Source organism: Rhodococcus sp. NBC_00294 (assembly GCF_036163995.1).
Lineage (GTDB): Bacteria > Actinomycetota > Actinomycetes > Mycobacteriales > Mycobacteriaceae > Rhodococcoides.
Genome location: NZ_CP108043.1, coordinates 1,275,635 through 1,301,695, shown reverse-complemented (window position 1 = coordinate 1,301,695; position 26,061 = coordinate 1,275,635). Strand labels below are relative to the sequence as shown.

Genomic DNA, 26,061 nt, shown 5'->3' with positions numbered 1-26,061 from the left:
GATCGAATGTGACGTACGCCTCATCACATCATGAGGCATCCTGGCAGACGTGTTCGACAGCCACGTCCACATCATCGATCCGCGGTTCCCTCTCGTGTCGAACGGCGGATACGAACCCCCCGTGTTCACTGCCGACGACTATCGCGAGGAGACCGACGGACTGGGGGTCGTGGGCGGCGCCGTCATCGCCGGGTCGTTCCAGGGCAGCGACCAGAGCTTTCTGCTCGCGGCGCTGACCGAACTCGGTGACGGATGGGTGGGCGTGACCCACCTGCCGTGGGACGCCGAGGACGAGGACATCATCGCGCTCGACGACGCGGGCGTCCGAGCGCTCAGATTCAATCTGCGGCGCGGCGACACCGACGTGTCGACCCTCACCGAGCAGGCCGTCCGCGCGCACGAGATCGCCGGATGGCACGCCGAGTTCTACGCGGACGCCGGATTGTTGCTGTCCCTGGAGCCGGTCCTGTCCAAACTGCCGGCCATCAGCATCGACTACCTCGGCATGGCCGAGGACGCCATGCCGTACCTCCTCGATCTCGTCGACAGGGGAGCACGGGTCAAGGCGGCGGGCTTCGGCCGCATCGGCCACGACCCGGTGGAGGCGATGAGCAGGATCCATGCCGTCAACCCCGAGGCACTGATGTTCGGGACCGACCTGCCCGGCACGCGCTCCCTGCGACGCTTCGTCCCCTCCGACATCGACCTGGTGACCGAGGCAGTGGGCGGCGATCTCCAGAAGGTGCTGTTCAGGAACGCGAGGGCCTGGTACCGGGAGCGTTAGAGCACGATGACGGCAACGACCCACACGCCGGCCGCGAGCAGACCACCGAACAGCTCGACGAGGATCGACAGGCCCACCGCCTTGGTGGCGTGGACCGTCGACTGCCAGGCGGATCCCGACGTGCGGGCACGAGGAAGTTCCGCCAGGTACACACCGAGGGGGAACCCGAGGAAGAGTCCGACGACCGGGACGACGAAGAATCCGACGATGCCGACGACGCCGCCCGCGACGATGGAACGGGTGGGTACTCCGGCCGTCTTCAGTCGTCTGCCCGGCCACAGGTACTTGACGACGCCCGATGCCACCAGCAGCGCCGTCGCGATGCCGAACACCGTCCACGCCGATGCGGTGCCGACGACGAAGGCCCAGACGCCGATCGCGGCGAAGATCAGGACGACACCGGGGAGCACCGGGACGACGATCCCGATCAGGCCGATCAGGACGACCAGTCCGACGAGGACCTCGGCACCGGCGGTCACCGTGCCGAGACCGGACGCACGCGGCTCGCGGCGTCGCGTGCACGCTCCCGCGCGGTCTCGACGTCCGGACCGGTCGACACGGCGACGCCCATCCGGCGCTTCGCGAAGCTCTCCGGCTTGCCGAACAGGCGGATGTCGGTCTCCGGGACGCGGAGCGCCTGCTCGACGCCCTCGAAGGCGATGCCCACCTCGTCGAGACCGCCGTAGATCACCGCGGACGCGCCGGGTGTCAGCAGCGTGGTGTCCACCGGAAGCCCGAGGATGGCGCGCGCGTGCAGCTCGAACTCCGACAGCCGCTGGGTGCCGAGCGTGACCAGGCCCGTGTCGTGCGGTCGTGGGCTGACCTCGGAGAAGTACACGTCGTCGCCCTTGACGAAGAGCTCGACGCCGAAGATGCCGCGGCCGCCGAGTGCTGCGGTGACCGTGCGGGCGACCTCGCGTGCGGCGTGCAGAGCGGCCGCCGACATGGGCTGGGGCTGCCACGACTCGATGTAGTCGCCGGACTTCTGGAGGTGGCCGATGGGCTCGCAGAAGGAGGTCTCGTCGGCGCCGTTCTCGTCGACCGCGCGGACGGTGAGCTGGGTGATCTCGTAGTCGAAGTCGACGAAGCCCTCGACGATGACCCGGCCCAGCGCGACTCGTCCCCCGGCCTGAGCGTGGTCCCAGGCCCGCTGGACGTCGTCGTCGCTCGTCACGACCGACTGCCCCTTGCCCGACGACGACATCACCGGCTTGATCACCGCCGGGAAGCCCGTGTGCTCGAGCGCCGCGCGAACCTCGTCCACACTGTCGGCGAACGCGTACGGCGACGTGGGCAACCCCAGCTCCTCGGCCGCGAGCCTGCGGATGCCCTCGCGGTTCATCGTCAGCTGCGTCGCGCGCGCCGTCGGCACGACGGTGGTGACCCCGCGGTCCTCGACCACGGAGAGCGCCTCGGTGGCGATGGCCTCGATCTCCGGCACGACGAAGTGCGGCGCCTCGGACTCGATGACGGCGAGCAGGGCGTCCGGATCGCTCATGTCCACCGTGTGGGCGCGGTGCGCGACCTGATGGCCGGGGGCGTCCGCGTACCGGTCGACGGCGATCACCTCGACGCCCAGGCGCTGGAACGCGATGATCACTTCCTTGCCGAGCTCACCGGAGCCCAGCAGCATCACCTTGGTGGCCGACGGAGAAAGCGGAGTACCGATGCGGGAGGACGTCACTCTTGGAATGCTATCGGGCATGGCGGACACCGAGGACCTGCTCACCTACCTCCAGCGAGGACGGGACGCGGTGGTGTGGAAACTCGACGGCGCGTCGGAGTACGACATCCGTCGGCCCCTCACGTCGACCGGTACCAACCTGCTGGGAATCGTGAAACACCTGGCCATGACCGAGGCGGGGTACCTCGGGTCCACGTTCGGGCGACCGTTCCCCGAACCGATCCCGTGGTCCGACCCGACACTCGAACTCAATGCCGACATGTGGGCCACACCCGACCAGTCCCGCGATTCTCTCGTCGACCTCTACCGCCGGGTGAACGCCCATGCCGACGAGACGGTGCGCACCCTCGGACCGAGAGCGGAGGGGACGGTGCCGTGGTGGACGGCGAAGAACCCCGTGACCGTCGAGTACATCCTGGTGCACCTGATCGCGGAGACACACCGCCATGCCGGCCACGCCGACATCGTGCGCGAACTCGCCGACGGCAGCGCCGGACTGGCTCCCGGCAACTCCAACCTGGCGGACGGTGACGCCGACTGGTGGGGTGACTACCGGTCGCGGGTGGACGACGCCGCGTCGGAGTTCCTCTGAGTCTCCCGACCCGCACAGTCCGGTCCTGTCGTCGGGCAGGTTCCGGTGGATAGGGTCGCGCCATGACTACTGCAGGTGGACCTCTCGCCGGAATCAAGGTCGTGGAACTCGCGGGCATCGGCCCCGGACCGCACACCGCGACGCTGCTGGCCGACCTCGGCGCCGACGTCGTGCGCGTCCAGCGTGCGGGCGCGTTGCCGGCCGAGGGATCACCGGGCGACCCCCTGCTCCGCAACCGCCGCATCGTCGAGGCGAACCTGAAGGATCCGGCCGAGCTGGAACGGGTGCTCGACCTGATCTCCCGCGCCGACGTCCTCATCGAGGGCTTCCGTCCGGGGGTCACCGAGCGCATGGGTCTCGGACCCGACGTCGTCGCCGAGCGCAACCCCGGTCTGGTCTACGGACGCATGACGGGGTGGGGCCAGGAGGGTCCGTGGTCGCAGGTCGCGGGACACGACATCAACTACATCTCGGTCACCGGAGTGCTGCACGCGATCGGACGCGAGGGTGAGCGCCCGGTACCCCCGATGAACATGGTCGGCGACTTCGGCGGTGGATCGATGTTCCTCGTCATGGGCATTCTCGCAGCGCTGGTCGAGCGCGGTCGGTCCGGGAAGGGCCAGGTGATCGACGCGGCCATGGTCGACGGCACCGTCGCGTTGTCGCACATGATCTGGGGGTGGCGCGGGATCGGCATGTGGTCCGACGAGCGCGGCACGAACCTGCTGGACACCGGTGCCCCGTTCTACGACACGTACGAGACGTCCGACGGCAAGCACGTCGCCGTCGGCGCGCTGGAACCCCAGTTCTACGCCGCGATGCTGCAGGGACTCGGGCTCGATCCGTCGGCCTTGCCGCACCAGCTCGACCGCGAGCAGTGGCCGACGCTGCGGTCGACCTTCACGGAGGTGTTCGCCTCCCGCACGCGCGACGAGTGGGCCGCCGTCTTCGACGGCACGGACGCCTGCGTCACCCCCGTGCTGACCTTCGACGAGGCCACGCGCCACCGCCACATGGCCGAACGCGGCAGCCTCATCGACATCGACGCGGTCACCCAGCACGCCCCGGCGCCGCGTTTCGGGCGTACCGCCACGTCCACGCCGGCGGGTCCGGCCCGCTCGTCCGTCGACCCCGACTCGGTCTGGAACTGAGTGGACGCCGCGGCCTGGGACGCCAAGTACGAACGCGCCGAACTCATCTGGGGCGCACCGCCGAACGACATGGTCGTCGAGTTCTGCACCTCCCTGCCGCGCGGCCGGGCGCTCGATCTCGCGTGCGGCGAGGGGCGCAACGCCCTCTGGCTCGCCACGCGCGGATGGAGTGTCGACGCCGTCGACTTCAGCAGCGTGGCGCTGACCAAGGCGGTCCGCATCGCCGCCACGGCCACCGCGTCGATCCGCGAGCGAGTGCGGTGGGTCCACGCGGACGTGACCACACTCACACCCGAGCGGAATTATGATCTCGTTGTCATCGCCTACCTGCATTTATCGCGGACCGAGCGTGAAAACGTCCTCGCGACTGCCGTCCGGGCGTTGAAACATGAGGGAATCCTCGTGATCGTGGGTCACCATTCTGCCAATCTGAAGAATGGCGTCGGTGGTCCTCAGGATCCCGAGATCCTGTACAGCCCAGACGATCTGGTCGCGGACATCGGCGACAGGATGCGCATTCTCGTCGCCGAGGACAGGGTGCGGCACGTAGGTGATTCCGCAGCGATCGACGCCCTTGTGGTGGGACGAGTTACCGACGAGTAGACCCCTATTGGCAGTGTTCCCGATCCGGCGTAACATAGCCGTATGTTACTGGCGAGTAGGTAGCGCCGGGCCACACAGGCGGTACCGAGGCCGGACCGCACCACTGAGACGGAGAACGCATCACCATGGGTCATTACAAGAGCAATCTTCGCGATCTCGAGTTCAACCTGTTCGAGCTGTTCGCCCTGGACAAGACGCTCGAGTCCGGACAGTTCGGCGATCTCGACGTCGACACCGTGCGTGACATGCTCTCCGAGGTCCGCCGCCTCGCCGAGGGCCCGCTCGCGGAGTCCTTCGCCGACGCCGACCGCAACCCGCCGACCTTCGACCCCGAGACGCACACCGTCACCCTCCCGGAGTCGTTCAAGAAGTCGTACCGCGCGCTGCAGGAAGCCGGCTGGGATCACCTGGGCCTCGACGAGGAACTCGGCGGCATGCCGGTACCTCGCCAGGTGTTCTGGGCCGTCGCCGAGATGATCCTCGGATCGAACCCCGCCGCCTTCATGTACTCCGCCGGCCCGGGCTTCGCGCAAATCCTCTCCGACAACGGCAACGAGCAGCAGAAGAAATGGGCCGTACTCGCCTCCGAGCGCAACTGGGGCGCCACCATGGTCCTCACCGAGCCCGACGCGGGTTCGGACGTGGGCGCCGGCCGCACCAAGGCCGTCGAGCAGGCCGACGGCAGCTGGCACATCGAGGGCGTCAAGCGCTTCATCACCTCGGCCGACTCGGACGATCTCTTCGAGAACATCTTCCACCTCGTGCTCGCTCGCCCCGAGGGCGCCAAGCCGGGCACCAAGGGACTGTCGCTGTTCTTCGTCCCGAAGTTCCACTTCGACAGCGAGACCGGCGAACTCGGCGAGCGCAACGGCGTGTTCGTCACCAACGTCGAGCACAAGATGGGCCTCAAGGTCTCGGCCACCTGTGAGCTGACCCTCGGAGGACACGGCGTCCCGGCCAAGGGCTGGCTCGTCGGCGACGTCCACAACGGCATCGCGCAGATGTTCGACGTCATCGAGCACGCTCGAATGATGGTGGGCACCAAGGCCATCTCGACGCTGTCCACCGGGTACCTCACCGCGCTCGACTACGCCAAGCAGCGCATTCAGGGTGCTGACCTGACGCAGATGACCGACAAGGCCGCGCCCCGCGTCTCCATCACGCATCACCCCGACGTCCGTCGCTCGCTGATGACGCAGAAGGCGTACGCCGAGGGCCTGCGCGCGGTGTTCCTCTACACGGCCGCTCACCAGGACGAGGTTGCCGCACTGCACGTCTCGGGCGCCGACAAGGACACCGCGTTCCGCGTCAACGACCTGCTGCTCCCCATCGTCAAGGGTGTGGGTTCCGAGGTCGCGTACGAGCAGCTGGCGCAGAGCCTCCAGACGCTCGGTGGCTCCGGCTTCCTGCAGGACTACCCCATCGAGCAGTACATCCGCGACGCCAAGATCGACTCGCTCTACGAGGGCACCACGGCCATCCAGGCGCAGGACTTCTTCTTCCGCAAGATCGCCCGGGACCGCGGCGTTGCGCTTGCCCACGTCGCCGGCCAGATCAAGACGTGGATCGACAGCGAGGCGGGCAACGGTCGCCTCAAGAGCGAGCGTGCCTTGCTGAACACCGCCCTCGAGGACGTGCAGGGCATGGTCGCCACGCTCACGCAGCACCTCATGGGTGCCCAGGAGCAGCCGACCGAGCTGTACAAGGTCGGCCTCGGATCCGTCCGCCTGCTCATGAGCGTCGGCGACCTGATGATCGGCTGGCTGCTGCTGCGTCAGTCCGAGATCGCCATCGCCGCACTCGACAACGGCGCCGGCGAGAAGGACAAGGCGTTCTACGAGGGCAAGATCGGCGCAGCGTCGTTCTTCGCCAAGAACATCCTGCCCCGCCTGACCTCCACCCGTCAGATCCTGTCCGACCTGGACAACGACGTCATGGAGCTCGACGAAGCGGCGTTCTGATCCGCTGAATCCCCACTGCGGCCCGGCTGGTATTCCAGCCGGGCCGCAGTGCTGTGTGGTGGGGGCGCTTCCCGGCCGCTCTCGCGGAGTCGGCCCGACACCGCGTTTATCGCGACGCCCACCGGCTACACCTCGCGTTGCGCAGTGGGACAGGCCCACTCGCGACAGGAGAGGATCCACCATGGCGAACACGAACAGAGCGGGCCGTACCGTGGTCCGCCGGTCACCGGTTCAATGGGGAGCACTGATCGTCGGCGTCGTGTTCCTTCTCGTCGGTGTGCTCGGGTTCGTCCCGGGCATCACGACGGACTACGACATGCTCACCTTCGCGGGCCACCACAGCGGGGCGATGCTCCTGGGCATCTTCGAGGTGTCGATCCTGCACAACATCGTGCACCTGTTGTTCGGCGTCGCCGGGATCCTGCTGGCCCGTGCACCGTCCTCGGCGAGGCTGTACCTCATCGGCGGCGGCATCATCTACCTGGTGCTCTTCGTGTACGGGCTCGTCATCGACCACGAGAGCAGCGCCAACTTCGTGCCGCTGAACGACGCCGACAACTGGCTGCACCTCGTGCTCGGCGTCGGCATGATCGGGCTGGGTCTCGCGTTGCCGCGCGTCGTCACGGGTACCACCGCGACACCGACTCGCTAGCCGAGTCCCCGCAGGATGCGGTCGGCGTGCCGGATCACCGGCGCGTCGACCATCCTGCCGTCGACGGTGAACACGCCGCGCTCGGTGGCGGCGGCAGCCACGACCCGACGGGCCCAGTCCACCTGATCGGCTGTGGGGGTGTAACACTCGCGGATCACGGCGGCCTGCGTCGGGTGCAGCGCAACCTTGGCGTCGAACCCCACCGCGACGGCGTCCTCCGACTCGGCGCGCAGTCCGTCGAGATCGGCGATGTCCAGGTACACCGAGTCCAGAGCCTGGCGCCCGAAGGCCTTGGCCGCCAGCAGGGCGGTCGAGCGTGCGTGCACGGCCACGTCGCGATACGACCCGTCGCCGCGACGCGAGGACGCTCCGCCGAGCGCGGCCACCAGATCCTCCGCGCCCCACATCATGCCCTCGCACCCGTCGGCTGCGCAGATATCCGCAGCGTGCAGGATCCCGAGTGGGGTCTCGACGAGGGCGACCACCGATCGTGGAGCCAGTGCCGAGACGTCCTGCGCCGATTCACACTTGGGCACCATCACGCGGTGGTAGACCGTCTCGGACAGGGCTGCCAGATCAGCCTCGAAGTACGGCGTCGATCGCGCGTTGACGCGGATCACGGTGCGGTCCGGATCGAGTGGGGTGTCGACGACGGCCTGCCGCGCCGCTTCCTTGTCACCGGGGGCCACCGCGTCCTCGAGGTCCAGGATCACCACGTCTGCTGCCGCGGCGGCCTTCCGGTAGCGCTCGGGCCTGTCGGCCGGGCAGAACATCCAGACCGGACCGAGCCCCGTCACGACGCGGGAGCCATCCGGACGAGGGTCTTCCGCACGGCGCGCGCGACGACGTCGCCGTGCTGATTGCGGCCCGTGTGCTCGAACGTCACGACGCCTTCTCCGGGTCTCGACGCCGACTCTCGCTTGTCCGCGATCACCGTCTCGCCGTAGAGGGTGTCACCGTGCAGCATCGGCTTCGGGAAGCTGATCTCCGAGAACCCGAGGTTCGCGACGATGGTGCCCTGCGTCAGCTGGGCGACGGAGAGCCCGACCAGCGTGGAGAGCGTCCACATCGAGTTCACGAGCCGCTCCCCGAACGCGGTGTCCACGCTGTACGCGGCGTCGAGATGCAGCGCCTGCGTGTTCATCGTGAGGGTGGTGAACAGGACGTTGTCCGCCTCGGTGACGGTGCGCCCGGGCCGGTGCTCGTAGACGGTGCCCACCGTCATCTCGTCGAACCACAGGCCGCGCTGGACGATGCGCTCCGGTTCGGTCACAGCCCCACCTGGCGCGCGATGAGCATCAGCTGCACCTCCGTGGTGCCCTCGCCGATCTCGAGGATCTTGCTGTCGCGGTAGTGCCGCGCGACCGTGTACTCGTTCATGAACCCGTAGCCGCCGTGCACCTGCGTGGCGTCGCGCGCGTTGTCCATCGCGGCCTCCGACGAGATCAGCTTGGCGATGGCCGCTTCCTTCTTGAAGGGCTTGCCCGCCGACATGAGCGCTGCAGCGTCGTAGTAGGCGGTCCGGGCGGCGTAGGCGCGCGCCTCCATGCGGGCGATCTTGAATGCGATGGCCTGGTTCCGGCCGATGGCGGTACCGAACGCCTCGCGCTCCTTCGCGTACTTCACACTCTCGTCGACGCACCCCTGCGCCACACCGACGGCGAGCGCAGCGATGGCGATACGGCCCTCGTCAAGGATCTGCAGGAACCCGGCGTAACCACGGCCCTCGTCGCCGAGCAGGTTCTCCAGCGGCACACGAACATCGGTGAACGACAGGGGGTGAGTGTCCGAGGCGTTCCACCCGACCTTGTCGTACGCGGGACCGGCCTCGAAGCCGGGGGTGTCCGTCGGCACGATGATCGAGGAGATCTGCTTACGCCCGGAGGCATCGGTTCCGGTCACGGCGGTCACCGTCACCAGCTCGGTGATGTCGGTGCCGGAGTTCGTGATGAACTGCTTCGACCCGTTGATCACCCAGTGATCACCGTCGCGCACCGCGGTGGTGCGCGTACCGCCGGCGTCGCTGCCGGCACCGGGCTCGGTGAGGCCGAACGCGCCGAGCGCCCGGCCCGACGTCAGCTTGGGGAGCCACTCCTTCTTCTGCGCGTCCGTACCGAAGCGGTACACGGGCATCGCGCCCAGGGAGACACCGGCTTCGAGCGTGATCGCGACGCTCTGATCCACCTTGCCCAGCTCCTCGAGGGCGAGGCACAGCGCGAAGTAGTCGCCGCCCATGCCGCCGTACTCCTCGGGGAACGGCAGTCCGAACAGTCCCATGTCCGCCATGCCGCGGACCACCTCGTAGGGAAACGTGTGGTCGCGATCGTGCTGCGCGGCGACGGGCGCCACCACGGTGCGAGCGAAGTCGCGCACCGAGGCGATCAGCTGCTGGTGCTCGTCGGACAACAGGCTGTGTCCCGCGACGGTCGATGTGCTCATGCTGCATCCTCTTTCGGGTCCGTGGTCATGCGTGCGAGTACCTGGTTCACGGCGACCTGGTCGCCTGTCGCCACCGTCACCTCGACGATGCCGTCCGCGGGAGCAGTGAGGGCGTGCTCCATCTTCATGGCCTCCACGACCACGAGAACGGTTCCGGCCGTGACGGTGTCACCGTTCGCCACCTCGACGGCGATCACGGTGCCCGGCATGGGGCTGCGCACCGTGTCCTCGAGCTCCATCTCGCCCCCGGCGGCGAGGTCGATCTCCGCGGCGGGGCGCAGATGCCACACACCACCGGAAGCCGCGAGCCAGAGCCCGTCCGCGTCCCGCGCAGCCCTGTACGTCGTCCGGCGACCGTCGATCGCGACCACGAGAGTCGCACCGTCGAGAGTCACCGTCAGCGACCGAGCATCTCCGCCGTCGACGGTCACCGCCGCGTCGCTCGGCGACCCGGTCACCGCGACGGTGCGCTGCCGCCCGGCGTCCTCGACGAGGACTGTCGTCGGTGCGCTCCGACCACCGAGACGCCACCCGTTCGGAACGGTCCACGCGCCGTCGTCCTGCGCGGGCCAGGCTGCGCACCAGTCGAACACGGCTGCGGCGGCGATGACCTCGTCCGTCGCGACGGGCGCCGCGTAGTCGGGTGCGACCCGGTCCAGCAGGCCCGTGTCCAGACGGCCGGCGGTGACGTCGGGATCGGCCAGCAGGTACGAGAGGAAGTCGATGTTGGTGCCCACGCCGAGCACCGCCGTCTCGCCGAGCGCCCGCCGCAGGATGCGCAGTGCCTCGGCGCGGTCCCGACCGTGCGCGATGACCTTGGCCAGCATCGGGTCGTAGTCGCTGCCCACCACCGTGTCCGGTGCGAGCGACGAGTCCACGCGGACACCGGTGCCCGCCGGTTCGTGCAGTCCGATCACGCGGCCGCCGGTGGGCAGGAAGCCATGGCCCGGATCCTCCGCGTAGACACGCGCCTCGATCGCGTGACCGGTCAACGTCACATCCTCCTGCTGCAGCGGCAGCGTGTCGCCCGCTGCCGTCCGTATCTGCAGCTCCACGAGATCGATGCCGGTGACCTCCTCGGTCACCGGATGCTCCACCTGCAGACGGGTGTTCATCTCCATGAAGAAGAAGTCGTCGGGCGCGTCGGCGGAGACGATGAACTCGACGGTGCCGGCGCCGACATAGTCGACACTGCGCGCGGTCGCACACGCGGCCTCGCCGATCCGCGCCCGCGTCACCTCGTCGAGCAACGGCGACGGCGCCTCCTCGATCACCTTCTGGTGACGGCGCTGCAGCGAGCACTCGCGCTCACCGAGATGGATCACGTGGCCGTGGGCGTCCGCCATCACCTGCACCTCGATGTGCCGGGGACGCAACACGAATCGTTCGAGGAAGAGGGTGTCGTCGCCGAACGACGACGCCGCCTCTCGCCTGGCCCGCACCAGTGCCGCCGCCAGGTCCTCGGCTCGTTCGACCAGATGCATGCCCTTGCCGCCGCCACCGGCCGACGGCTTGATCAGCACGGGGTAGCCGATGTCGCCCGCGGCCGCGATCAGTTCGTCGTCCGTGAGTCCGGGTTCCGCGATACCGGGCACCACCGGCACGTCGAACGCGGAGACCGCCTTCTTCGCCGTGATCTTGTCGCCCATGGTCTCGATCGCACGTGTCGGCGGGCCGATGAACGTGATGCCGTTCTTCTCGCACGCCGCCGCGAATGCCGCATTCTCCGAGAGGAACCCGTATCCGGGGTGGATCGCGTCGGCGCCGCTGGCGAGAGCCGCGTCGATCACCTTGTCGATGTTCAGATAGCTCTCGCGTGCGGGCGCCGGACCCAGTCGTACCGCGGTGTCCGCGGAGCGCACGTGCAGCGCGTCGGCGTCCGCGTCGCTGTACACCGCGACGGAGCGAATTCCCATGGTGCGCAGTGTCCGGAACACCCGGACGGCGATCTCACCGCGATTCGCGACGAGCACCGTGTCGATCGTGGTCATCACACTCACATCCTGAAGACGCCGTAGGACACCGGCTCGAGCGGCGCGTTGGCGCACACCGACAGAGCAAGTGAGAGAACAGTTCTGGTGTCGGCCGGATCGATGATGCCGTCGTCCCACAGCCGCGCCGTCGAGTGGTACGGGTTGCCCTGCTCCTCGTACTGACGGCGGATGGGTTCCTTGAACCGCTCCTGCTCGTCCTCGGTCCACGGCTCGCCGGACGCGGACCGCTGATCGCTGCGCACGGTCGCGAGCACCGACGCCGCCTGCTCCCCGCCCATGACGGAGATGCGCGCGTTCGGCCACATCCACAGGAAGCGCGGCGAGTACGCGCGTCCGCACATCGAGTAGTTGCCCGCGCCGTAGGACCCGCCGATGACGACCGTCAGCTTCGGTACCCGGGCACACGCCACCGCGGTGACCATCTTCGCGCCGTGCTTGGCGATGCCGCCCGCCTCGTACTCCCGCCCGACCATGAAGCCGGTGATGTTCTGCAGGAACAGCAACGGGACGCTGCGCTTGTCACACAGCTCGATGAAGTGGGCGCCCTTCACTGCGGACTCACCGAACAGCACACCGTTGTTCGCAACGATGCCTACCGGGTGGCCGTCGATGTGGGCGAACCCGGTCACCAGCGTGGTGCCGTACTCGGCCTTGAACTCCTGGAACTGCCCACCGTCCACCAGGCGGGTGATCACCTCGTGCACGTCGTACGGGGTGCGCGGATCTGTCGGCACCACGTCGTACAGCTCCGACTGATCGCTCGCAGGCAGCGGTGTGCGTACCTCCCACGGCGACGGCGTGCGGGGGCCGAGGGTCGCCACGATCGCGCGGACCCGGCGGAGCGCGTCACGATCGTCGGTCGCGAGGTGATCCGTCACGCCCGAGATCTTGGAGTGGACGTCGCCGCCACCGAGGTCCTCGGCCGTGACCACCTCGCCGGTGGCCGCCTTCACCAGCGGCGGTCCACCCAGGAAGATGGTGCCCTGGTTGCGGACGATGATCGCCTCGTCGCTCATCGCGGGCACGTACGCGCCACCGGCGGTGCAGGACCCCATCACCGCCGCGATCTGGGCGATGCCCTTCGCACTCATCGTCGCCTGGTTGAAGAAGATCCGGCCGAAGTGTTCCCGGTCGGGGAACACGTCGTCCTGCATCGGCAGGAACGCGCCACCCGAGTCGACGAGGTACACGCAGGGCAGCCGGTTCTGCAGGGCGATCTCCTGCGCGCGCAGATGCTTCTTGACGGTCATCGGGTAGTACGTGCCGCCCTTGACCGTGGCGTCGTTGGCCACGACCATCACCTCGCGGCCCGACACCCGGCCGATTCCGGCGATCACACCGGCGCCCGGGCACGCATCGTCGTACATGCCGTTCGCGGCCAGCGGGGCGATCTCGAGGAACGGGCTGCCGTCGTCGAGCAGCGTGTCGACACGGTCGCGCGGAAGCAGCTTGCCGCGGGAGACATGGCGCTCACGGGAGGCGTCACTGCCGCCGCGGGCAGCGGCCGCCATGGCTCGGTGCAGCTCGTCGACCAGCGCGAGGTGGTCGTCCCGCCTGCTCGTGCGCTCGGTTCGAGCACCGTCCAGCATCGTCATCGCTCAGCCCGTCCGTCAGTTAACACTCACTAACCAGGACAGTAAACGATGATTAACTGAAAGTCCACGGCGGATGCGTGGATCGCCAGGCGCGCGTGCGGAGCCACCCGATCGCTCGGGAATCTGCGGATCCGCGGATTCTCGCTCGACATCGGAGGACGAGACTCAGCGCTGCTCGACGACCAGCTTTCGGAAGCGGCTGCCCTGGAACACGATGGGCGCGACGTCGGAGTGCACCTCGAGACCGTGCACGCGCAGCAGGACGATGGCGTGATCACCCGCCGGCAGCTCCTGCTCGATCGTGGTGTCGAGCCACGAGGACGCGCCGTCGATGAAGATGGCCCCGTCGGGCGTCGTCTCCAGCGTCAGACCAGCGAACCGGTCACCCGTCTTCGCCGCGAGGCTGCGCGCGGCCACGTCGTGAGCCTCGCCGAGAACGCTGATGCCGATGTGCGTCGCGTCGCGGAACTTGGGCCACGTGGTCGACGTGGTCTGGATGCACACCGCGACCAGCGGCGGGTCGAGGGAGACCGACACGAAACTGCTCGCGGCCAGACCGACCGGCACGTCGCCGATGCGAGCCGCGATGGCGACGACCCCACTCGGGAAGGTGCCGTACGCCTGACGGAGGGTCGCCTGGTCGAGCTCGGAGGATGCGGTCTGACTCATGGAACCCCACGGTAGGGCCGCGCGCCATCCGCCGCCACCATCGCGGGCCCGGCACTGGGCAAGGTCACAGCCCCTGGATTCGGATCACGCCGAGCCCAACGGCGGGCCTCACTCGCAGCGGACGATCGGCACCGGGTCGTAGCGCACCGTGCGCGTGTTCCGCGAGATCTCCGCACCCGTCGCCGCGTCGCGGATGATCCGGGTGTCGCTGGTGGTGAAGCCGGGCGCTCCGCTCGACGCGACACATTGCTCTCCGCGCGGCAGCCGGACTGTGTCCGGCGTGGTGGGTCGGCTGCGGGAGCCGGTGATCGACTCCACCTCGACGGTCTTGGTGCCCCACAACCGCACGGTGACGGAGGATCCGTCGGCGAACGACTCGACGACCACACCCGTCGACGCCGGGTTCCGGAACTGCAGATCGATCGCGCCCTCGAAGACCGTCGCCTCGCGGGCCTCGGGGTAGCGGCTGATGTAGTAGCTGTGTTCGGTGTGATCGACGTCGTCCATGCCGCCGAAGTAGCCGGCGTTGTACAGGGTGGTGGCGAACTGGCTGATGCCTCCGCCGACGGCGCGATCGGGTCGGCCGTTGTCGATGATGCCCGACTCGACGAACCCCTGCGCCGTCCCGCGGGGACCGGTGTAGCCGTTGAGTGAGAACGTCTCGCCCGGCTTCACCACGGCGCCGTTCACGATGTCCGCCGTGAGACCGATGTTGACACCCGACGCGTACTCGAACCCGCCGGTCGTGTACTCGCTGATCACTTCCCGGATTCCGAGAGCGTTCGCCGCGTCCGTGGTCAGTGCCGCCGGACGCGGTCCGTACTGCGCGACGGTGGTGCGCGCGTCACCGGACGCCGCCAGCAGGTCCGGCAGGGTGGCCAGTGTCTCCGGCCAGCGCACCTCGGTGCCGTCGACGGACGGAACCACCACGGGTCGGCCCCCGGAGAAGTCGAAGCGCGCGTCGACGGGCCGGGTCTCGGTGGCCGCCAGCCCGGGCGCGAGGATGCCGATCGCGGCATTCGTGTCGTACACCGGCCGCAGACCGCCGTCGTCGTCCGGTTCGAAGCTCAGGACCTCGCCGACGCGATCGGGTGCGAGCGTCGTCGTCGCACCGTCCTCGCCGGTCACGACCACCGGCGCCGACACCGCGGGCGTCGCCACGTCCTGGATCGCCGCGTCGATCGCGGCAGCGTCGACCTCGACGTCCTCGACGACGACGGGGAGCTCCACCGGACCGCCCTCGGCCCAGTCGGTGCGGAACGCGGACGCCGCACCCGGTACGTCGAGCGTGCGTCCGGGAACGGGTCCGACGGCGCGGGGCACGCCGGCCTCGATGACCACGTCGCCCTCCACCGCGGGGCGGTCGACCTGCGGGGACAACGATCCGACGGCGGCGGTGAGTGCCGCGTCGTCGACAGTGGACACGACACCGATCTCGCGGGTGCCGAAGAACGACGCGAGCCTGGTGAACGGGGAGAGAGGCTGGTCGCCGGCACGATCGAGGGTTGCTGCCCAGTCGATTCCGAGACCGGCGGCGGCCGGGGTGAGGGTGGCGGCGACATCGTCCGCGCGCACGTCCACCGGGGCGTCGGTGCGCGGACCCAGGGCGTCGCGGAGCCGGTTGTCCGCCTCCGCCACACTGCGGCCGCCGACCTCGACGCCCGCGACGGTCACGCCGCGGGGGATGTCACCGGTGGAGGTGAACCAGTCGGCGGCGTACAGGAGCGCGGCCACGGCGACGACGCCGCCGGCCGCGGACAGCGCGATCGTGCGCCGGCGGGTGGAGCGCGTGCCCTCGGGGGCGGTCCGGTGCTCGTGCTGCGCCGGTACGTCCTCGGTCACCCGGCTCCCTTCCGTCGTGCTGAACAGGCGCGTTCGCCCTCTGCTCGAGCCTACCCACTGGGGTCGGAGCCCGACTCCTCACGAAGACGGCTCCGCACCGCTGCCGGGTCGGGGGTCAGGCAGCGATGCGGAGCCATGAGGAGTATCGCCGGACGACCGCACTCGTTACAACTCGAATCAGACCGAACGTCCCGAATCTGTCAGGAGTCCCAATCGACTCGTTCCGCCATGGCCAGAAGTCGTGACCGCCGCGAAGGACTGCTTTCGCCGATCCAGGCGATCTGCCCGTACACCGAGGCACGGAAGTCCGGTACACCTGCACGATTCTGGGCAGCGGCACCGGTACGAACACTGTTGTGGAGCAGCGCGCGGAGTGCGTCGTAGCGGTCGCGGGGCGCCGCGGCACTCTCGTTCACCACCAGCCCGGCCAGCGTCTGCCGACGGTGTGCACGCGCGACGTGAGTCTTGTCACCGTTCACCACGAAGCCCTCGTCGCGCACGATGCGGTCGAGCGCCCAGAGGATCGTGCCCACATCGGTGTCCGACGGGCCCGACAGCGCCAGGTCGTCGGCGTAGCGGGTGTAGACGAGCCCACGGGCGCGGGCGAGGCCCGCGACGCGACGGTCGAGTCCGGTCGAGTCCGCGGGACACCAGATTGGCGAGCGCGGGCGAGGTCGGTGCTCCCTGCGGGAGGTGCGGGACGCGCAGCAATGCCGCCTGAGTCCGGGCCAGACCGGCGACCTCGTCGACCGGCGTCGCGGTGGTGCAGACGCCGGCGAGGACCGACGCCACCCGGTACGGGTACCCGCAGGCCTCGAACACGGCGCGCACGCGCGGCCTCGTCACCGTCGGGAAGAAGTCCGCGAGATCGACCCGGACGACGACGTCCCGGCCCTCGTGCGGGCGCGCGAAGGTCACGGCACTCCGACCGGCCCGGAAACCGTGAGCGGCAGGATGCGGCACCACGTGATCGAGGACGCGGTGGAGCACGCGCCGCTGCATCTCGCGCAGTCTCGGCTTGGGAATCTCCAGGATGCGCGTCCCGCCGCGACTCTTGGCCACCTCACGAGCCCGGTAGTGGCGCAGCGGCGGAGCCGCCCGACGCAACCAGCCGCCGACGTCGGCGAACCAGTCGAGTTCGGAGACGGTGACGTCCAGTGACGCGGCGAGCTCGGCGGTCGTCGCGAACGCGGGAACCCCGAAGCGCACCGCCGGAGTGGGACGGACGGGCGGCGCGGGGAGGACGAACGGATCACCGGGATACCCGATGACCTCGAGGAGTTCGGCGGCGACCTCCGTCGAATCGGGCGCATGGTTACGCCGCTCGAGGAGCCTGGTGATGAGCGTCTCGACGTCCGCGACGTGCTCGAACCGGGCCAGCACCTCACCGAGCTCGGTGCTGTTCCACGCGATGTCGACCAGGCGCGGTGCGATCATGCGCGCCGTGCGGTGATGCCAGAACGACTCGGACATCAGCGAGCTGTGGTCCGGGGACGTGCGGCGGGGCGAGGCGACCTGAGACTCTCGTCGTCGTCGCGCTCCAGCACGCGGAGCGTGCCGAGGTGCGTCGGACGCAGTGCCCGATTCCGTGAATGTTCCCGAGGGTTGCCCTCGAGGAGGGTCGCGCAGGACCCACTCTCGCCTCGCCACCGCTGCACCCCGCCACTGTGCCAGACGCAGACCGCTCGGTCCGGGAAACGGCAGAGGACCCGGCCACCCCTCGCAGCCGGGTCCTCGTGTTCGGTACGGGAGGCTCAGGCCTCCACGATGGCCGTGATGCCCTGGCCACCGGCGGCACAGATGGAGATGAGTCCGCGGCCGGAACCCTTCTGCGCCAACATCTTCGCGAGCGTGGCCACGACGCGTCCGCCGGTCGCCGCGAACGGGTGACCCGCGGCCAGCGAGGAGCCGTTCACGTTCAGCTTGCTGCGATCGATCGATCCCAGCGCACCGTCGAGACCCAGACGCTCCTTGCAGTACTCGTCGCTCTCGAAGGCCTGCAGCGTCGCGAGCACCACGGAGGCGAAGGCCTCGTGGATCTCGTAGTAGTCGAAGTCCTGCAGTGTCAGGCCGTTGCGCTCGAGCAGACGCGGGATGGCGTACGTCGGCGCCATGAGCAGGCCGTCCTTGTACGAGCCGTTGCCGTGGATGTAGTCCACGGCCGCGAACTCCGAGTCGACGAGGTGCGCGAGCACCGGCAGGTTGTGCTGCGCGGCCCACTCGTCGGTGGACAGCAGCACGGAGGACGCGCCGTCGGTGAGCGGCGTCGAGTTGCCGGCCGTCATCGTGGCGTCGCCCAGCGAGGTGCCGAACACGGGCTTCAGCTTGGCCAGCTTCTCGGCCGTGGAGTCCGGACGCAGGTTGTCGTCGCGGGTCAGACCGAGGTACGGGGTGACCAGGTCGTCGAAGAAGCCACTGTCGTAGGCCTTCGCCATGTTCTGGTGGCTGGCCGCGGCGAGGGCGTCCTGGTCCTCGCGGCGCACGCCGAACTCCTTGGCCGTGACGGCGGCGTGCTCGCCCATCGACATGCCGGTGCGGGGCTCGCCGTTCTTCGGGATCTCGATCCCCAGCATCGACGGGCGGACGCCCGCGAGCAGCTTGAGGCGGTCGGCGGTGCTCTTCGCCCGGTTGAGCGTGAGCAGGAACTCGCGCAGCTCGTTGTTGACGCTGATGGGCGCGTCGGACGTGGTGTCGACACCGCTGCCGATTCCCACGTCGATCCGGCCCGACGCGATGGCATCGCCGACGGCGATGACCGTCTGCATGCTCGTGCCGCAGGCCTGCTGCAGGTCGAACGCCGGGGTGTACGGGCTCAGCGCGCTGCCCAGGACGACCTCGCGGGTGAGGTTGAAGTCGCGGCTGTGCTTGAGCACCGCACCACCGGCCACGAGGCCGAGCCGCTCACCCTGCAGGTTGAAGCGGGAGACGAGACCGTCGACGGCCGCCGTCAACATGTCCTGGTTCGAGGCGTTGGCGTACACCTTGTTCGAGCGCGCGAACGGTATTCTGTTTCCACCGAGGATCGCGACGGGGCGCTTCTCTTTGCTGGTCATCGAACGATTCTCCCTGTGCGCAGATGGCGCGGCCACAGTCGGGGCCGCTTCGTCGTGGACTCTATTCTTACTCACGAGTAAGTTACTTGTCGATACCGTTCGACATACCCGACACGAAGGTAGGAACATGGCAGCCACCAAGGGAGCCCCTGACCTCTACTCGCAGTTCCTCTCCTCTGCTCCCGGCGCGTTTCTCGCCAAGCAGGCGGGACTGCCGAAGCCGGAGACTCTGCGTCGCTACCAGCCGGGTGAGCCTCCGCTCGCCGGCCCGGTCCTGATCGGCGGCAGCGGTCGCCTCGTCGAGCCGCTGCGCGTGCTGCTCTCGGACTACCCCGCCGCGAGCCCGCACGACGACAAGCTGGGCGGCCTCGTGTTCGACGCCACCGGCATCGAGAACATCGAGCAGCTCGAGCAGCTGTACCAGTTCTTCCAGCCCGCGGTCCGAAACCTCGGACCGTCGAGCCGCGTCGTCGTCCTCGGCACCACGCCCGAGGAGACCGGCGACATCGAGGAGCACATCGCTCAGCGCGCGCTCGAGGGCTTCACCCGCAGCGTCGGCAAGGAACTGCGCCGCGGCGGCACCGCGCAGCTGGTCTACGTCTCCCCCGACGCCGCGCCGGACCTGTCCGGTGTCGAGTCCACCCTGCGCTTCCTGCTCTCGGCCAAGTCCGCGTTCGTGTCCGGTCAGGTCATCGCCGTCGGCAAGGACGGGTCCACGGCCCCCGCCTCGTGGGACCGGCCGCTCGAAGGCAAGGTCGCTCTGGTCACCGGCGCCGCCCGTGGCATCGGCGCCACCATCGCCGAGGTTCTCTCACGCGACGGCGCGCACGTCATCTGCGCCGACATCCCCGCGGCCGGCGAGGCCCTCTCGCAGACCGCCAACAAGGTCGGCGGCACGTCGCTGGCACTCGACGTCACGGCTCCCGACGCCGCCGAGGTGCTCGAGAAGCACGTGAAGGAGCGCCACAGCGGCGGCCTCGACATCGTCGTCCACAACGCCGGCATCACGCGCGACAAGCTCCTCGCCAACATGGACGACGGCCGGTGGAACTCCGTCATCGGCGTCAACCTCGCAGCGCCGCACCGCCTCACCACCGCTCTGGTGACGTCCGGCACGCTGAACGACGGCGGCCGCGTGATCGACGTGTCCTCCATCGCGGGCATCGCCGGCAACCGCGGCCAGACAAACTACGGCACGTCCAAGGCCGGCGTCATCGGCCTGGTGCACGCCGAGGCACCCGAACTGGCGAAGAAGGACATCACCATCAACGCGGTGGCGCCCGGCTTCATCGAGACGGCCATGACCGCGGCCATTCCGTTCGCCACTCGCGAGGCCGGCCGCCGGATGAGCTCGCTGCTGCAGGGCGGCCAGACCGTCGACGTCGCGGAGACCATCGCGTACTTCGCGAGCCCGGCCTCCAACGCCGTCACCGGTCAGATCGTCCGCGTGTGCGGCCAGTCCCTGATCGGAGCGTGAGCGACGTGGCCACGGTGATCCCGCTCGACGGCCCGCCGAGGATCCGCGACATCTACACCCGCGCGGCTCTCGACTCGCTGCCGATCATCGGCGGCGGCAAGCGCACGCCGACGGCACCGGACGCGACGTACACCCTCGGCGGAATCCGGATCGATCGGGACAACCTCGCGACGTACGCCAAGGTGACCGGCCTCCGTCTCAGCGACACCCTGCCGCTGACGTACCCCTTCACCCTGGTGTTCCCCACCGTGATGTCCCTCATGGTGTCCAAGGACTTCCCGTTCGCAGCCATGGGATCGGTGCACGCGGAGAACGTGATCGAGAGCTTCCGCCCCATCGGGACCTCGGAGCCCCTCGACATCGCGGTGCACGCGGAGATCGTCCGCGAGCACCGGAAGGGACTGCTCGTCGACGTCGTCAGCGACGTGTCGGTGGGCCGAGAGCTGGTGTGGCGTCAGACGTCCACCTTCCTCAGCCTCCAGAAGACGTCGCTGTCCGGTGGACCTCGCGAGGCACCGCCGGCCGACGAGGTCCCGCCGCCGCCCACCTCGACTCTGCGGGTGGACCAGAAGACCATCTCGCGCTACGCGGCGGTGAGTGGTGACCGCAACCCGATCCACGTCTCGTCGCTGGGCGCCAAGGCCTTCGGCTTCCCGCGCACCATCGCTCACGGGATGTGGAGTGCGGCGGCCGTACTCAGCGCCGTCGACGGCAAGATCCAGGACCGTGTCACGTACTCGGTGCGCTTCGGCAAGCCGATCGTGTTGCCCGCCAAGATCAACGTGTACGCCGAGCGGGTGGGCACGGGCGTCGGGCCGGGGCAATGGGACGTGGCGCTGAAGCACCCGAAGAAGGGCTACCCGTTCCTGACGGGCACCCTGCGCTGACTCCTCGTCGTAACTCCTCCTCCGCACCCCTCCTCGACTCGCCGGTTCCGCGGGTTCGGGGCGGGGTGCGGTCGTCGGTCGGGCACATCTGAGTCGGTCAGTCGTATGAACGACTGGTCAGACCGACTCGGCCACTCTAGATTCGAACTCATCACCCGCGACACGCCGTTCCAGCAGGATCGAGGTCGGTTTCGGGGAGGACGTGAGCGGTCAGGGGAGACATGGGCATCGCCACGGGGGCCCGGCGTGAGCACGCCGACAGTGAGACCGGACCGTACGTTCATCCTGCCGCGCTGTGCGAGAGCACGCACGTCGGTCCCGGCACCCGGGTCTGGGCCTTCGCGCACATCCTCTCGGGCGCGGTCGTGGGCTCGGACTGCAACATCTGCGACCACGTCTTCGTCGAGGGCGGTGTACGGATCGGCGACGGTGTCACCGTGAAGAACCGCGTCCTGCTGTTCGACGGCGTGACGGTCGAGGACGAGGTCTTCCTGGGTCCCGGCGTCACCTTCACGAACGATCTGCGCCCGCGCGCTCACATCAGCCGATCAGGGGAATCGTTGTCGTCCACTCTGATCCGGCGTGGTGCGACGCTGGGTGCCGGTGTCGTCGTCGTGTGCGGGGTGACGGTCGGGGAATCGTCCTTCGTCGGAGCCGGAGCAGTGGTGAACCGCGACGTGCCGCGCCACGCTTTCGTCGTCGGCAACCCGGCCCGGCAGATCGGATGGGTGTGCCGATGCGGTGCCCGTCTCGCGGAGGACCTCACGTGTGAGTGCGGGGTCGCACACGAACTGCGCGATGACGGCGTGTACCCCTCGGCCACCCCACTCCGACCGTGATCGCCCCTCCTGCACGGCCGGACTCCCTCGTTCGACAGGATCGCTTCACCACGGACGAGTCGACGGCCGATGTCGCCGTCGTGATCGTGACATACCGCAATGCGGACTCGATCAGCACGCTCGTCGACAGTCTGCGGTCGGAGGCCGCGGTGTCGTCGATACGAGTAGTGGTGGTCGACAACAACTCCGGAGACGGCACGGCGTCGACTCTGGCCGCCCACGATGACGTCATCGTGGTCGCCGGAGAGGTGAATCTGGGGTACGCGGGCGCGATCAACGTCGCGCGGTCACGCATCGGGGCCACTCGCGCCGTGCTGATCCTCAATCCCGACTGCGTCGTGCAGCCGGGGTGCGTCACCGCACTGCGTGCCGCCCTGCGTGAACCGGGTGTGGTCGCCGCTGTCCCGCGTCTGCACGACGTCGACGGCCGACTGTCGTTCTCTCTCCGACGTGAGCCTCGCCTGCCCGCCACCCTCGTCGACGCGATGCTGGGCGCCCGCCTGCCTCGCAGGCCTGTGTGGGCGAGCGAGACGATCCGCGACGTCGCGGTCTACGACCGCGCCCATTCCATCGAGTGGGCCACCGGGGCGGCGATGATGATGTCGGCGGGAGCGCTCGACGCGGTAGGCCCGTGGGACGAACGCTTCTTCCTCTACTCGGAGGAGACCGACTACTTCCGCAGGCTTCGTTCCCACGGACTCGTCCTGTACGTTCCCGAGGCCCGGGTGGAGCACACCGGCGGCGGGTCCGGGAGCTCACAGGCGCTGTCAGATCTTCTGACCGTCAACAAGATTCGCTACGTCCAGAAGTATCACGCACGGTCGTTCGTCACCGCGTTCCACGCGGTGACCCTGTTCGGTGAGGCCGTGCGCTGCTGGTCATCGAAGCACAGGGCAACCTACCGGGCTGTTGCCAGGCGCCACGAGTGGTCGAACCTCCTCCGAGCCGAGACCCCCCGTCCGACAGAGTGTCGGGACATGGGCTCGGTCGTCATCCCGGCGCACAACGAGTCCCGCGTCATCGCCCGGACGCTCGACGCACTCGCCGACCTCGCCGCCCGAGGTGTCGTGGAGGTGATCGTCGCGTGCAACGGCTGCACCGACGACACCGCTCGCATCGCAGCAGGTCGCCCGGGTGTCCGTGTTCTCGACCTGGACGTCGCGTCGAAGACAGCGGCGATGAACGGTGCGGACGAGGTGGCCGAGCTGTGGCCACGCGTGTACCTCGATGCCGACGTCGTCATCACACCTGCGGCCGTCGTCGATCTGGTGACCGCCCTGGCCGACGGCACGCTGCTCGCTGCCCGACCCGCGTCGCGATACGACGCGACGGGTGCGGGCCACCTGGTCCGGCGTTACTACCGCGCGCGGTCCTCGCTCCCCCTCGTCCGATCCCACCTCTGGGGCGCGGGCTGCTATGCCCTGTCCGAGGAGGGTCACGCGAGGGTGGGCCGGTTCCCCGACGTGGTCGCCGACGACGTCGTGGTGGACGCGGCGTTCGCGACCGACGAGAAGATCGTCGTGGACACCGATCCCGTCGTCGTGCTCGTTCCCCGCACTCCTGCAGCCTTGATCGCCGTGCTGTCGCGCAACTACTCGGGCAACCGCGACGCCCCTGCCACCACCAGCTCGACCGGGACGCTCCGGCACGTCGCCGGTACCGTCCACGGTCCCGGAACACTCCTGGACGCGGCGGTGTACTGCCTCTTCGCCGCCCTGGGCCGACGCGCGTCTCGGCGCACGTCCGCCCGATGGGCCCGCGACGACACGAGCAGGACGTGAACGAACCGTACTCGATGTCGACGCCTGCGATCTCACCCTCTCCGAGACTCGGTAGAGACGATGCCATCGACGTCGTCCGGGGCCTCTGCGTTCTCAGCATGGTTCTGACGCACCTCTCGTCGGGGTCGACGATGTGGAGAATCGTGCATTTCCAACCCTGGGTGGACGGTGCCTCGGGTTTCGTCCTCATGTCCGGTCTCGTCCTGGGCATGGTGCACGGGAGGACCGCGCGGGCGAACGGTGTCGCGGCACTCCGCACCCGACGGCTGAAGCGCACCGCCCTCCTCTATGTCGCCCACATCGCCATCGTGGGTCTCGCGATCGTCGACGGATTCCTCGCCCATCTCGACGGACTCCCGGATCGAGGACCCGAGTCGTTGTCCCGCTTGATCTTCTGGACGCTCACACTGCAGGTGAATCCCGGCAACGTCGACATGCTGTCCATGTACGTCGTGCTGCTTCTCTCCACAGCCGTCAGTGCGCCGTTACTGGCTGCCAGACGAGGTGTGCTCGTCCTCGTGCTGAGCGCTCTGGTGTACACGGCGGGGTCGGTGTCGACGCACGGCGCTCTTCCCAATCGCCCGTACGGTGACGCGTTCTTCGATGTCGCCTGCTGGCAGTTCCTGTTCACGGGCGCCTATGTGCTCGGGTGGCGATGGCAGACCGTCGTCGCAGTGCTCCGTGGCCCGCGCGCCCTGTCTGCTGCGATCGTGACAGGAACGGTGGTGGCTGCGATCGCTGTCCTCCTGCCGAACGACGGCGTGCAGGAGGTGGTGTTCGGGAAGGCCGAGTGCGGTCCCGGTCGCATCGTTCTCGCGTGGTGTGCCTTCGTCGTGCTCTACCAGTGCGCCAGAACGGCCGTGTCCCGTGCCCCTGCAGCGGTGCGGGCCGTACGGATCATCGGGTCGCGGAGCCTCGCGTGCTTCATCGCACTGTGTCTGGCCAATCTGGTTCTCCCGCTGGCCATCGGCGAGGACCCGACTACTGTTGCCGCTCAGATCGCCGGCATCGGCGTCGCGCTGGCGATGTATCCGGTCGCGCTGGCCCGAGGACGAGTGGGACGAGGTCTGTCCGCTCTGCGCGACGATCTCACCTCACGACGGCAGACACTGCCGGATCAGCCCGTGCCGCCGGCGGGAGTCACCGAGCCAGACGGGCGATCACGGACTTCGTGAGATACCGCCGCGTCTCCGGCGTCGTGCACGAGGTGGACTGGATCTGGACGGCGATGTCGGACGGGCGTGCCGCCGACGCGAACGCGAGCCCGTCGCTTTCCGTCAAGGTGTCGGTGCTCCAGTGGCTGAGGCACCGCGGATCATCGGACAGGAACGATCGGTCACGTGTATCGGCGAGTTCGGCGACGTACGTGCCGTACAGGATGAACTCGGACACATGACGTTCCGCGGTGACACAGCGGATCCAGTGACGACCGCCCACGGCGGCGATGTGGTCCACCATCGAGCGCACGAGGCGTGGGTCCCACGCGACGAGGCCACAGATGTGATCCGGCAACGGAGGGGTCACAGTCTCGTCCAGGCCGAGCAACCGGCGAGCCGACCGATGCCAATCCAGATGATCCGCCATTCCGGCATGGACCCCTGTTGCTCTCGAGTACAGGCGGACGACACCGTCACGCAGAAAGTCGTCCGCCGCCACTGTGGACACGAACGTCAGGTCCGAATCCGCCAGCAGGACCACGGATGCCGTGGACTCCGCCGCGATGGCAATCTTCACGACCTGTTGCACGATCCATCCCCGTACCGGGAGCCACGGGCGCGTCAGATCCAGTTGTTGGATCTTTCCTATCGCCGACACCCGGCTGAGCCGCCGGACCATGTCGGTCACAGCGGCGACAGACACGAACGACGTCGGCAGGACGTCGTCGACGGTCGAGACCACCAGACGAGAGGACCCGATCGCCGTGAACAGCGCCTCGTCCCGGCGCGGCACGATCACCCTGTGCCGAACCTCGTCGGCAGTGAATCGCACCACCGAACTGTGCAGGTCCTCGAAGAGCGCCAGATCGGGTGCATAGGACGGTGTCACGATCTCGATCGT

Annotated in this window: 24 protein-coding genes; 11 read left to right on the top strand and 13 right to left on the bottom strand. The window is 68.7% G+C overall.

Translation table 11 applies throughout. From position 1 onward, the window contains the following. The first annotated feature begins 49 nt into the window (after positions 1-49). Positions 50-784 carry an amidohydrolase family protein gene (locus tag OHB23_RS06125; protein ID WP_328811108.1) on the top strand — a complete coding sequence of 245 codons (735 nt, stop codon included), beginning with the start codon at positions 50-52 and terminating at the stop codon, positions 782-784. Here OHB23_RS06125 and OHB23_RS06120 read toward each other — a convergent pair. Both OHB23_RS06120 and purT read right to left on the bottom strand, forming a co-directional pair. Then, complete coding sequence (locus OHB23_RS06120) at positions 781-1,263, bottom strand: DUF456 domain-containing protein (protein WP_027506205.1); 483 nt, start codon at positions 1,261-1,263, stop codon at positions 781-783. The genes OHB23_RS06125 and OHB23_RS06120 overlap by 4 nt on opposite strands. Then, positions 1,260-2,489 carry a formate-dependent phosphoribosylglycinamide formyltransferase gene (gene purT, locus OHB23_RS06115; RefSeq protein WP_027506204.1) on the bottom strand — a complete coding sequence of 410 codons (1,230 nt, stop codon included), beginning with the start codon at positions 2,487-2,489 and terminating at the stop codon, positions 1,260-1,262. Before purT ends, OHB23_RS06120 begins: the two co-directional genes overlap by 4 nt. Between purT and OHB23_RS06110 the strand changes: the two genes are divergently transcribed. The 5 genes from OHB23_RS06110 to OHB23_RS06090 all read left to right on the top strand — a co-directional run bounded on the left by OHB23_RS06110 (position 2,488) and on the right by OHB23_RS06090 (position 7,427). Then, complete coding sequence (locus OHB23_RS06110) at positions 2,488-3,060, top strand: DinB family protein (RefSeq protein ID WP_222646320.1); 573 nt, start codon at positions 2,488-2,490, stop codon at positions 3,058-3,060. The two genes, purT and OHB23_RS06110, sit on opposite strands and share 2 nt — an antisense overlap. Positions 3,061-3,122: 62 nt before the next feature. Continuing rightward, positions 3,123-4,211, top strand: a complete 1,089-nt coding sequence (locus tag OHB23_RS06105) for a CaiB/BaiF CoA transferase family protein (protein ID WP_328811107.1) — start codon at positions 3,123-3,125, stop codon at positions 4,209-4,211. Next, entirely contained in the window at positions 4,212-4,814 is a 603-nt protein-coding gene (locus OHB23_RS06100) for a class I SAM-dependent methyltransferase (protein WP_222649874.1), read from the top strand. A gap of 125 nt (positions 4,815-4,939) precedes the next feature. Then, positions 4,940-6,775: an acyl-CoA dehydrogenase gene (locus tag OHB23_RS06095; protein WP_027506200.1), complete on the top strand. Its 1,836-nt coding sequence runs from the start codon at positions 4,940-4,942 to the stop codon at positions 6,773-6,775. A gap of 181 nt (positions 6,776-6,956) precedes the next feature. After that, the gene (locus OHB23_RS06090) at positions 6,957-7,427 is read left to right on the top strand and encodes a DUF4383 domain-containing protein (protein WP_222632151.1); all 471 of its coding nucleotides are present in this window, start codon (positions 6,957-6,959) and stop codon (positions 7,425-7,427) included. Here OHB23_RS06090 and OHB23_RS06085 read toward each other — a convergent pair. The 10 genes from OHB23_RS06085 to OHB23_RS06040 all read right to left on the bottom strand — a co-directional run bounded on the left by OHB23_RS06085 (position 7,424) and on the right by OHB23_RS06040 (position 19,019). Continuing rightward, positions 7,424-8,200 carry an HpcH/HpaI aldolase/citrate lyase family protein gene (locus OHB23_RS06085; RefSeq protein WP_328811597.1) on the bottom strand — a complete coding sequence of 259 codons (777 nt, stop codon included), beginning with the start codon at positions 8,198-8,200 and terminating at the stop codon, positions 7,424-7,426. The two genes, OHB23_RS06090 and OHB23_RS06085, sit on opposite strands and share 4 nt — an antisense overlap. 20 nt (positions 8,201-8,220) lie before the next feature. Further along, positions 8,221-8,700, bottom strand: a complete 480-nt coding sequence (locus tag OHB23_RS06080) for a MaoC family dehydratase (protein WP_027506198.1) — start codon at positions 8,698-8,700, stop codon at positions 8,221-8,223. Then, the gene (locus OHB23_RS06075; RefSeq protein WP_027506197.1) at positions 8,697-9,866 is read right to left on the bottom strand and encodes an acyl-CoA dehydrogenase family protein; all 1,170 of its coding nucleotides are present in this window, start codon (positions 9,864-9,866) and stop codon (positions 8,697-8,699) included. The genes OHB23_RS06080 and OHB23_RS06075 overlap by 4 nt, the downstream gene beginning before the upstream one ends. Next, complete coding sequence (locus OHB23_RS06070; RefSeq protein ID WP_328811106.1) at positions 9,863-11,857, bottom strand: acetyl/propionyl/methylcrotonyl-CoA carboxylase subunit alpha; 1,995 nt, start codon at positions 11,855-11,857, stop codon at positions 9,863-9,865. Before OHB23_RS06070 ends, OHB23_RS06075 begins: the two co-directional genes overlap by 4 nt. Positions 11,858-11,862: 5 nt before the next feature. After that, complete coding sequence (locus OHB23_RS06065; protein WP_307097675.1) at positions 11,863-13,449, bottom strand: carboxyl transferase domain-containing protein; 1,587 nt, start codon at positions 13,447-13,449, stop codon at positions 11,863-11,865. A 171-nt stretch (positions 13,450-13,620) separates the two neighbouring features. Next, entirely contained in the window at positions 13,621-14,124 is a 504-nt protein-coding gene (locus OHB23_RS06060) for a flavin reductase family protein (RefSeq protein ID WP_328811105.1), read from the bottom strand. Positions 14,125-14,232: 108 nt separating this feature from the next. Continuing rightward, positions 14,233-15,966: a VanW family protein gene (locus OHB23_RS06055; protein WP_328811104.1), complete on the bottom strand. Its 1,734-nt coding sequence runs from the start codon at positions 15,964-15,966 to the stop codon at positions 14,233-14,235. Between the two features lie 200 nt (positions 15,967-16,166). Beyond that, on the bottom strand, positions 16,167-16,499 hold the full coding sequence (locus tag OHB23_RS06050) for a hypothetical protein (protein ID WP_328811103.1): 333 nt from the start codon (positions 16,497-16,499) through the stop codon (positions 16,167-16,169). Then, complete coding sequence (locus tag OHB23_RS06045) at positions 16,435-17,439, bottom strand: reverse transcriptase family protein (protein WP_328811102.1); 1,005 nt, start codon at positions 17,437-17,439, stop codon at positions 16,435-16,437. The genes OHB23_RS06050 and OHB23_RS06045 overlap by 65 nt, the downstream gene beginning before the upstream one ends. 281 nt (positions 17,440-17,720) lie before the next feature. Beyond that, positions 17,721-19,019: an acetyl-CoA C-acetyltransferase gene (locus OHB23_RS06040; protein WP_056441321.1), complete on the bottom strand. Its 1,299-nt coding sequence runs from the start codon at positions 19,017-19,019 to the stop codon at positions 17,721-17,723. Positions 19,020-19,146: 127 nt separating this feature from the next. Here OHB23_RS06040 and OHB23_RS06035 point away from each other — a divergent pair, with 127 nt between their 5' ends. The 5 genes from OHB23_RS06035 to opgC all read left to right on the top strand — a co-directional run bounded on the left by OHB23_RS06035 (position 19,147) and on the right by opgC (position 25,178). After that, positions 19,147-20,496, top strand: a complete 1,350-nt coding sequence (locus OHB23_RS06035) for a 3-oxoacyl-ACP reductase (protein WP_328811101.1) — start codon at positions 19,147-19,149, stop codon at positions 20,494-20,496. Between the two features lie 5 nt (positions 20,497-20,501). Then, positions 20,502-21,383 (top strand): MaoC/PaaZ C-terminal domain-containing protein, encoded by an 882-nt coding sequence (locus OHB23_RS06030; RefSeq protein ID WP_328811596.1) that lies wholly within the window; start codon positions 20,502-20,504, stop codon positions 21,381-21,383. Positions 21,384-21,604: 221 nt separating this feature from the next. After that, positions 21,605-22,222 carry an acyltransferase gene (locus OHB23_RS06025; RefSeq protein ID WP_056441315.1) on the top strand — a complete coding sequence of 206 codons (618 nt, stop codon included), beginning with the start codon at positions 21,605-21,607 and terminating at the stop codon, positions 22,220-22,222. Continuing rightward, positions 22,219-24,003 carry a glycosyltransferase family 2 protein gene (locus tag OHB23_RS06020; protein WP_328811100.1) on the top strand — a complete coding sequence of 595 codons (1,785 nt, stop codon included), beginning with the start codon at positions 22,219-22,221 and terminating at the stop codon, positions 24,001-24,003. The genes OHB23_RS06025 and OHB23_RS06020 overlap by 4 nt, the downstream gene beginning before the upstream one ends. After that, complete coding sequence (opgC, locus tag OHB23_RS06015; protein ID WP_328811099.1) at positions 23,973-25,178, top strand: OpgC domain-containing protein; 1,206 nt, start codon at positions 23,973-23,975, stop codon at positions 25,176-25,178. The genes OHB23_RS06020 and opgC overlap by 31 nt, the downstream gene beginning before the upstream one ends. Here the strand turns inward: opgC and OHB23_RS06010 are convergent. Further along, a complete protein-coding gene (locus OHB23_RS06010) occupies positions 25,144-26,049 on the bottom strand; it encodes a DUF6492 family protein (RefSeq protein WP_328811098.1) in 906 nt (301 codons plus the stop codon). The two genes, opgC and OHB23_RS06010, sit on opposite strands and share 35 nt — an antisense overlap. Positions 26,050-26,061: the final 12 nt, after the last annotated feature.

Excerpts from the sequence above, each read along its gene's own strand:
- OHB23_RS06110 (WP_222646320.1), top strand. The coding sequence starts at position 2,488 with ATGGCGGACACCGAGGACCTGCTCACCTACCTCCAGCGAGGACGGGAC.
- purT (WP_027506204.1), bottom strand. The coding sequence starts at position 2,489 with ATGCCCGATAGCATTCCAAGAGTGACGTCCTCCCGCATCGGTACTCCG.
- OHB23_RS06105 (WP_328811107.1), top strand. The coding sequence starts at position 3,123 with ATGACTACTGCAGGTGGACCTCTCGCCGGAATCAAGGTCGTGGAACTC.
- OHB23_RS06095 (WP_027506200.1), top strand. The coding sequence starts at position 4,940 with ATGGGTCATTACAAGAGCAATCTTCGCGATCTCGAGTTCAACCTGTTC.
- OHB23_RS06090 (WP_222632151.1), top strand. The coding sequence starts at position 6,957 with ATGGCGAACACGAACAGAGCGGGCCGTACCGTGGTCCGCCGGTCACCG.
- OHB23_RS06085 (WP_328811597.1), bottom strand. The coding sequence starts at position 8,200 with ATGTTCTGCCCGGCCGACAGGCCCGAGCGCTACCGGAAGGCCGCCGCG.
- OHB23_RS06075 (WP_027506197.1), bottom strand. The coding sequence starts at position 9,866 with ATGAGCACATCGACCGTCGCGGGACACAGCCTGTTGTCCGACGAGCAC.
- OHB23_RS06070 (WP_328811106.1), bottom strand. The coding sequence starts at position 11,857 with ATGACCACGATCGACACGGTGCTCGTCGCGAATCGCGGTGAGATCGCC.
- OHB23_RS06065 (WP_307097675.1), bottom strand. The coding sequence starts at position 13,449 with ATGCTGGACGGTGCTCGAACCGAGCGCACGAGCAGGCGGGACGACCAC.
- OHB23_RS06060 (WP_328811105.1), bottom strand. The coding sequence starts at position 14,124 with ATGAGTCAGACCGCATCCTCCGAGCTCGACCAGGCGACCCTCCGTCAG.
- OHB23_RS06045 (WP_328811102.1), bottom strand. The coding sequence starts at position 17,439 with ATGTCCGAGTCGTTCTGGCATCACCGCACGGCGCGCATGATCGCACCG.
- OHB23_RS06040 (WP_056441321.1), bottom strand. The coding sequence starts at position 19,019 with ATGACCAGCAAAGAGAAGCGCCCCGTCGCGATCCTCGGTGGAAACAGA.
- OHB23_RS06035 (WP_328811101.1), top strand. The coding sequence starts at position 19,147 with ATGGCAGCCACCAAGGGAGCCCCTGACCTCTACTCGCAGTTCCTCTCC.
- OHB23_RS06025 (WP_056441315.1), top strand. The coding sequence starts at position 21,605 with ATGGGCATCGCCACGGGGGCCCGGCGTGAGCACGCCGACAGTGAGACC.
- opgC (WP_328811099.1), top strand. The coding sequence starts at position 23,973 with ATGGGCCCGCGACGACACGAGCAGGACGTGAACGAACCGTACTCGATG.